The 5,813-nt window shown below is 48.0% G+C and carries 6 protein-coding genes and 1 pseudogene; 5 read left to right on the forward strand and 2 right to left on the reverse strand.

What is annotated here, in order from left to right:
- The 4 genes from tnpA to tnpC all read left to right on the forward strand — a co-directional run.
- On the forward strand, positions 1-345 hold a 345-nt coding region (gene tnpA, locus RM811_RS02585; RefSeq protein ID WP_402520476.1), incomplete at its 5' end, for an IS66 family insertion sequence element accessory protein TnpA.
- Positions 342-710 (forward strand): IS66 family insertion sequence element accessory protein TnpB, encoded by a 369-nt coding sequence (gene tnpB / locus RM811_RS02590; RefSeq protein WP_402520478.1) that lies wholly within the window; start codon positions 342-344, stop codon positions 708-710. The genes tnpA and tnpB, both read left to right, overlap by 4 nt.
- Before the next feature lie 36 nt (positions 711-746).
- A complete protein-coding gene (locus tag RM811_RS02595) occupies positions 747-1,256 on the forward strand; it encodes a hypothetical protein (protein WP_402520480.1) in 510 nt (169 codons plus the stop codon).
- Positions 1,253-2,392 carry an IS66 family transposase gene (gene tnpC, locus RM811_RS02600; protein WP_402520482.1) on the forward strand — a complete coding sequence of 380 codons (1,140 nt, stop codon included), beginning with the start codon at positions 1,253-1,255 and terminating at the stop codon, positions 2,390-2,392. Before RM811_RS02595 ends, tnpC begins: the two co-directional genes overlap by 4 nt.
- Before the next feature lie 55 nt (positions 2,393-2,447).
- On the opposite strand, the gene RM811_RS02605 is transcribed toward tnpC, so the two are convergent.
- Positions 2,448-4,424 (reverse strand): hypothetical protein, encoded by a 1,977-nt coding sequence (locus tag RM811_RS02605; protein WP_402520484.1) that lies wholly within the window; start codon positions 4,422-4,424, stop codon positions 2,448-2,450.
- Between the two features lie 122 nt (positions 4,425-4,546).
- Here RM811_RS02605 and RM811_RS02610 point away from each other — a divergent pair, with 122 nt between their 5' ends.
- Positions 4,547-5,554 (forward strand): hypothetical protein, encoded by a 1,008-nt coding sequence (locus RM811_RS02610; RefSeq protein ID WP_402520486.1) that lies wholly within the window; start codon positions 4,547-4,549, stop codon positions 5,552-5,554.
- Here RM811_RS02610 and RM811_RS02615 read toward each other — a convergent pair.
- Positions 5,546-5,813: pseudogene (locus RM811_RS02615) on the reverse strand (hypothetical protein); the annotation flags it as partial. The gene RM811_RS02610 and the pseudogene RM811_RS02615 overlap by 9 nt on opposite strands.

A 5,813-nucleotide genomic window follows, 5' to 3' on the forward strand; every position in this document is an offset into this window, starting at 1 on the left:
ATGGAGGCCCTCATGACTCACCAGAACGCTACTCAGGAACAATGGCAGCAGCGCATCGACTCTTGGCAAGACTCCGGGCTTAGCCAAGCTGGCTGGTGTCGTCAGAATGGTGTCAAATCATCACAGCTTGGGTACTGGAAAAAGAAGTTGTGGGCTGAGGACAACACAGCATCACCATCCAATACTATTTCTGCCTTTGTACCTGTTTCCCGGGCTAAGAGTCAGGATCGGGTTTACGAAGAATCCCCACCGTTAACCGTGTCGTTGCCTAATGGGCTCAGCGTTTCCGGAATTGACCAGCACAACCTGGCGCTGGCTGGACAACTGATCGGGCTTCTGCGATGAAGCAATTGGTCATGCGCCCGTCGCCCAGTCTGCCTGAGGTCTTCCTTTATCGGGATCCTATCGATTTCCGGAAATCCTTCAAGGGGCTGGCGGTGCTGGTCGAGCAGGAACTGGGGCACAACCCTTTTGACGGTCACCTATACGCCTTCACTAACCGGCAGCGCAACAAAATAAAATGTCTGTTCTGGGAAGACAACGGATTTGTGCTGTATTACAAAAGTCTGTCGGAAGACAAATTCCTGTGGCCAAAGCAGACCGATGACTTGGTAACCCTCACCGGGCAGCAATTAAACTGGCTTCTGGATGGCTACGATCTCAATGCCATGAAACCCCACAAAAAAAGGCATTATGAGAGCTGTTTTTAGCCGTAATTAGCAGGCATTTCTGGTAAAACAACGGTCATGAAATCAATGACTGACACCGTTATTAATCAGCCAGAATCCGCACTGAGTTTATTGGTCGGAGAAGCTGAATCGTCTTTGGATATGGATGCCTTAATCAAGGCAATCCATACCCAAGACTGTGTCATTCTTGAAAAAGACGACATCATTCAGAAGAAATCTGTCGTCATCGACGAACAGAAAAAGCGCATTGCCCTTCTGGAAGAATATCTCCGCCTGGAGCGTGCCCGTTTGTACGGTCGCAGCACCGAAAAATCCAGTATGCAGGGAGAGATCTTTAACGAGGCGGAGCTATCCGATTGCGCGACAGATGATGAAGAGCCTGTTGACCCGGATACACAGAAACCTCGTCCAAATCGCAAAGGTCGGAAGCCCCTGTCACCCTCCATACCCAGATATCAGGAACGCATTAAGCTCAGCGAGGAGAGGAAGAGAAGCAAGGCGCAATCAATACCTTTTTTACCAAGGTCAGGGAAGAGCTGGACATCATTCCCGCAAAAGTCCGGGTGAAGGAGATCCTTCAGGAAAAAGCCGTCTTTATCGAACAGGATGAATATCAGCAGGACAAACGAGTCATCAAAGCTGCCGAACTGCCCAAACATCCTATTCCTAAATCGGCGGTCACTGTGTGCATGCTGGCATACATTATCGTCGCCAAATACTGTGATGCTTTGCCCTTGTACCGTTTGGAGAAAATCCTGGCCCGTTCCGGTGGCTCCATCGCACGGACGACCATGGCCAACTGGCTGATGCGGTTGTCATTGCAGCTTCAGCCTCTGATTAACCTGATGATGGATCATCAGCGAGCAGGGCATGTCATCAATGCCGATGAAACCACTGTTCAGGTGATCAAGGAGACGAAGAAATCGATCAATTCCGACAAATATATGTGGGTCACCCTGGGTGGCCCACCCGGTCAACCGTCGGTTCTGTTTCACTATGATCCTTCCCGGAGTAAGGAGGTGCCCCTGCGCCTGTTTGAAGGGTTCAGTGGTTATCTGCAAACCGATGGTTACGCCAGCTATAACGCTGTGTGTAAACAAGAAGGCATCACCCAGCCGGGCTGTTTTGACCACGTCCGTCGTAAATTCACGGATGCAAAAAAAGGCGAAGCCAAGCCGGGCAAGAAGCTGAAGAATACTAAAGCCAGTAAGGCCGATGTCGCTTTGGGCAAGATTCGCAAACTGTACGCCATAGAAGACGAGATCAAGGATTTATCGGCTCCTGAGAAACAGTATCAACGACAGCAGCAGAGTAAGCCGTTACTGGATGAACTACATGGCTGGCTTGAGAAAAACGTCACCCGACTGGTGCCGGACAGTTTGACCCATAAAGCCATGAGCTATGCTCTGAACCAATGGCCAAAACTGGTCGTGTATTGTGAAGATGGCCACCTTAACATCAGCAATGCCTCAGCCGAAAATGCCATCCGCCCATTCACTATTGGCCGCAAGAACTGGCTCTTCTCCGATACGCCGAATGGAGCAAGAGCCAGTGCCATGTATTACAGTCTGATCGAAAGTGCGAAAGCCAACGGCCTGGAACCCTTCGACTACCTGAGTCATATTTTGAAAGAACTGCCGTATGCTGACACCGTAGAGCAGCTGGAGCAGCTCCTGCCTTGGGCGGTGAAGCTGCCGGAGTGATTTCAAAAGTAAATGAATAACGAGAATGGGACAACTACGTGGGTTATTTTGGCGCTTACATCCTGTATTCAGGGTAATTATAGTCGTTCAATGCCTGAACCGAAAAAGCTCCTGTCTGATAATCAATAGAACCGACCACTCCACGCCAGCCACCCGCTGTATCATCACTGATCCGCTTTGCTACATTTCGGGCTGATTCATAGGTCGTCCAATCACTTTCGCTTTTGGACACGCTCGGAACATTGGATAACTGCTCGACCAGAAACGCTAACTGAACCGAACCGGGTAACAGTGGCGCTCCGGGAATAGTGCCGCTCATCATGCCCTGACTATCAATGGATACAATGACTTCACCGCCAGCATTAGCACCTTCCTCATAAGTCAGTGCAATTTCTGTCCCGCTATCGGGCAGGTAATCGAGCTTAAAACTCAATTCACCGGGAGCGTAATGGATAGAGCCGTTACCATCCCCGGTAAGCAGACCATTAGCCTGATCGGTCAGGGTTTTATCCACCCCGGAGGAAACATACGTCACGGTCATACTGCCGGGTTTAATGCCGGTTCTTTCCAGCGAATGCCGGAAGGTCATATCATCGAGCGCCACGGTGCCAGTGCGGATAGTCACCTCATCATCGCTCTGTGCGACATAGCTGAAGACGATTGCACTATCAGGATCGGGCAAGGCATCGAGGGTGATAGCAGCGGAGCCCGTTGCAAATAGAATGGTTCCAGTACCAGAGCCGACCATCTGACCAGCGCCGGTATCCCGTATGTCCTGCCACTTCCCAAGGGCGATATAACTGACCACCAGTGTTCCCGGCCTCGGCTTGGCTTCGGCCATATTCAGGGTGTAGTTAAAGCCCCGGTTCTGGTTGCTGATTTCAATAACGCCACTGATAGCTGCGCCGGTAATGGCCACGGCTGGCTGATAGGTAGCGGTCGCTGTTGCGGTGGTATAGCTGCTTGCTCGCCATACGTTTATTTCACCGAGTTCATAATCCACGGTTAGTTTGCTGAAATTATTAGTCCCGCCTTTGTGGAGCAGGTTTCCCGCACCATCATCTTCAAAGGTGCCGCCTTCTAATGACAGGCTCAGGTTTTTCGGCAGTGCCCCACGCTGTAAATAAGTTCTGCTCTGGCTCTCGGAGATATGAACAAAACGACAACTGACTGAACGGGTACTGTTGGCGGTCGCCACCATTGTTTTGCCGGTATAGCCGCCATACTGGTCAAGCAGTGGGGTTTCTACTTTGGCGCTCGGCACCAGTGGCGCATAAACGCTCTCGGCCTTAATAGTCAGGTCGCCAGAGGTAATGTCGGCGCTCACTGGCTGGATGCCGTAATAGCGGGAGGTATCGGCTATTTGTGTGCCATGAATCAGGCTGGTTTCTTCTTCTGGAGCTCCGGGGACGGGAGGCGCTCCAATAAAGGTGGTGATTAGAGGTGCGCTGATCTGCATATCCAGCTTACGCCGGGTAAAGTCCACATATTGCGAACCGTTGTGGTAGGTAAAAGTGGCAGAACTGTGGTCAACGGATGTGATTCGAACAAACTGACTGGTCAGGTCATCAGGAGTAGTGATTTTATAGACCTCCCCGATTTCAGGAATGGCCAATTCCTCACGCTGATAGCCTACAATGGCTCGCTGTCCCTGAAGCTGATCGCCGATCAATTCCCAATTCGCCTTAATGCCGGGTACAACGTAGCTCTCTATTCTGTCTCTGGCATCGAGGCGTTCATCGGTTTGACTGCCAGTATCAAACAGTAAGACGCTGACATTCTTATCCTTCGGCGGTTCGGTCAGGATAAGATGACTGCCGAGGTAAGTGTCATTGTTATCGGTGCTGATCCCGATGAATGCTTTACGCAGTGCCACATCACCAATAGTCCGGTCGATCCGGGAAATATCCTGAAATAGATTGTTGACGTTTCCATCAACTATCTCGCTGCCAGTAACCCGACCACCACCGTCTTCTTCGTCGGTAAGTCGCTGGCTTTCATAGAGTTTTACGTCAGTATTGGTAATGGCCATAGCGGGTCCTTTTGTATGGGTTAGATGAATGTTTGGATGAATTCTGTGAGGGGGGGGAGGAACTTTTTTAAGAAGGAGAGGTCTTATTCAATAACTCAGTAACTCAGTAACTCAGTAACTCAATGGACATTCCTTTTAATCCTTTAACTTATTTAGAGTGTTTATCGCGCTCAATTGGATCACCGAGCCTCCAAACAGAGCAACCGGCTAATCAAAAACAGCAGCCAACCGGTTCTATTAGTGATAATCATCAACCGCCGACAGTTGTTAATGGTCTTACGGTAAGTGTTGCCGAACCATCTGCATCTACCTCTGTTACAACCTCGTTACCTCAAGGATTTCCTCGACCATTTTTATCTTCTGACGAAGTCGAAAGTTATTTCTCTTCGCATAATTTAATAGATAATTTAGGTTCTGTTGATGTGGGGCGTAGAAATCCAGAAAAATCGAGCCACTCACCTGTCGTTAATAGTTTAAAGCTTCGGGTAACAGAGCCAAAATTATCTACCTTAATTTCAGATTCATTCGTTCAAGCTGGCAAGAAAATACTCCATATTCAATTACCAGAACCAGAAGGGTCTGGACAATCAGGTTCTGTTGAGTTTGGCTCTATTGCAGCTAATGGTGGAAATACTGTAAAAACTCGAAAGCGTCACCATGCAGATGCAAAAAAACATAGAGAAATAAATCCTAAACGAGAACGTTATAGTAAAGAACAACAAGAACGTAGAGATAGAAAAGTTGAATCAATTAAAAACATGGAGTCAAAAATACCTACGACTAAGTTAGATTCAATAAAATTAGAACATAAAAAAAATAGATTTACTCAAGCAACTAAGATTGCTAAAGGTATTGAATACTTAAATAATAATCGTAGAGATCATCCGCTGATGCTAAATTATAGTTCGGAGGAGTTATCAGATTTTATTCACAGTAAATCACCATATATTCTGAGTAAATTACCATGTATTTTGAGTGAATCATGTGGCTTCCCTGTATTGAAGCGAGATGCTGTTAAATGCATTGCTGCGTCTCAATCCAGAGCCATCCAATCTACATATTTTGAAACGCTAAAATTAGCTTCTGAAAAAGCCGCAGCATCTGGTGATAAAAGCGCACTTTTAAACTGATCCTTGAAATGCAGTTACTGTCAATAATTTTAATTTAAGAAAATATTGGTCGCTATCCTCTGGATAAGCGAAGGGTAAGACTTGTTTAGCCTCAACAGGACTGCCATTAGACCGGTCGAAAATAACGGAGAACTGTCGCCCGTCCGGGAGCGTCAGGCTCATTGTCTTATTGGCTGCTTTCGATAGGGCAAACAGGTTCTTTACCGTCAAACGGGAAACCCAACCGGCCTCGCTGCCACCAGAGAGAGCTATTGGCCTG

This window comes from Endozoicomonas sp. (assembly GCF_031844845.1).
Classification (GTDB): Bacteria; Pseudomonadota; Gammaproteobacteria; order Pseudomonadales; family Endozoicomonadaceae; genus Endozoicomonas.

What these genes read in the sequence shown, in the direction of transcription:
- tnpB (WP_402520478.1), top strand. Translation starts at nt 342, where the DNA reads ATGAAGCAATTGGTCATGCGCCCGTCGCCCAGTCTGCCTGAGGTCTTC.
- RM811_RS02595 (WP_402520480.1), top strand. Translation starts at nt 747, where the DNA reads ATGAAATCAATGACTGACACCGTTATTAATCAGCCAGAATCCGCACTG.
- RM811_RS02605 (WP_402520484.1), bottom strand. Translation starts at nt 4,424, where the DNA reads ATGGCCATTACCAATACTGACGTAAAACTCTATGAAAGCCAGCGACTT.
- RM811_RS02610 (WP_402520486.1), top strand. Translation starts at nt 4,547, where the DNA reads ATGGACATTCCTTTTAATCCTTTAACTTATTTAGAGTGTTTATCGCGC.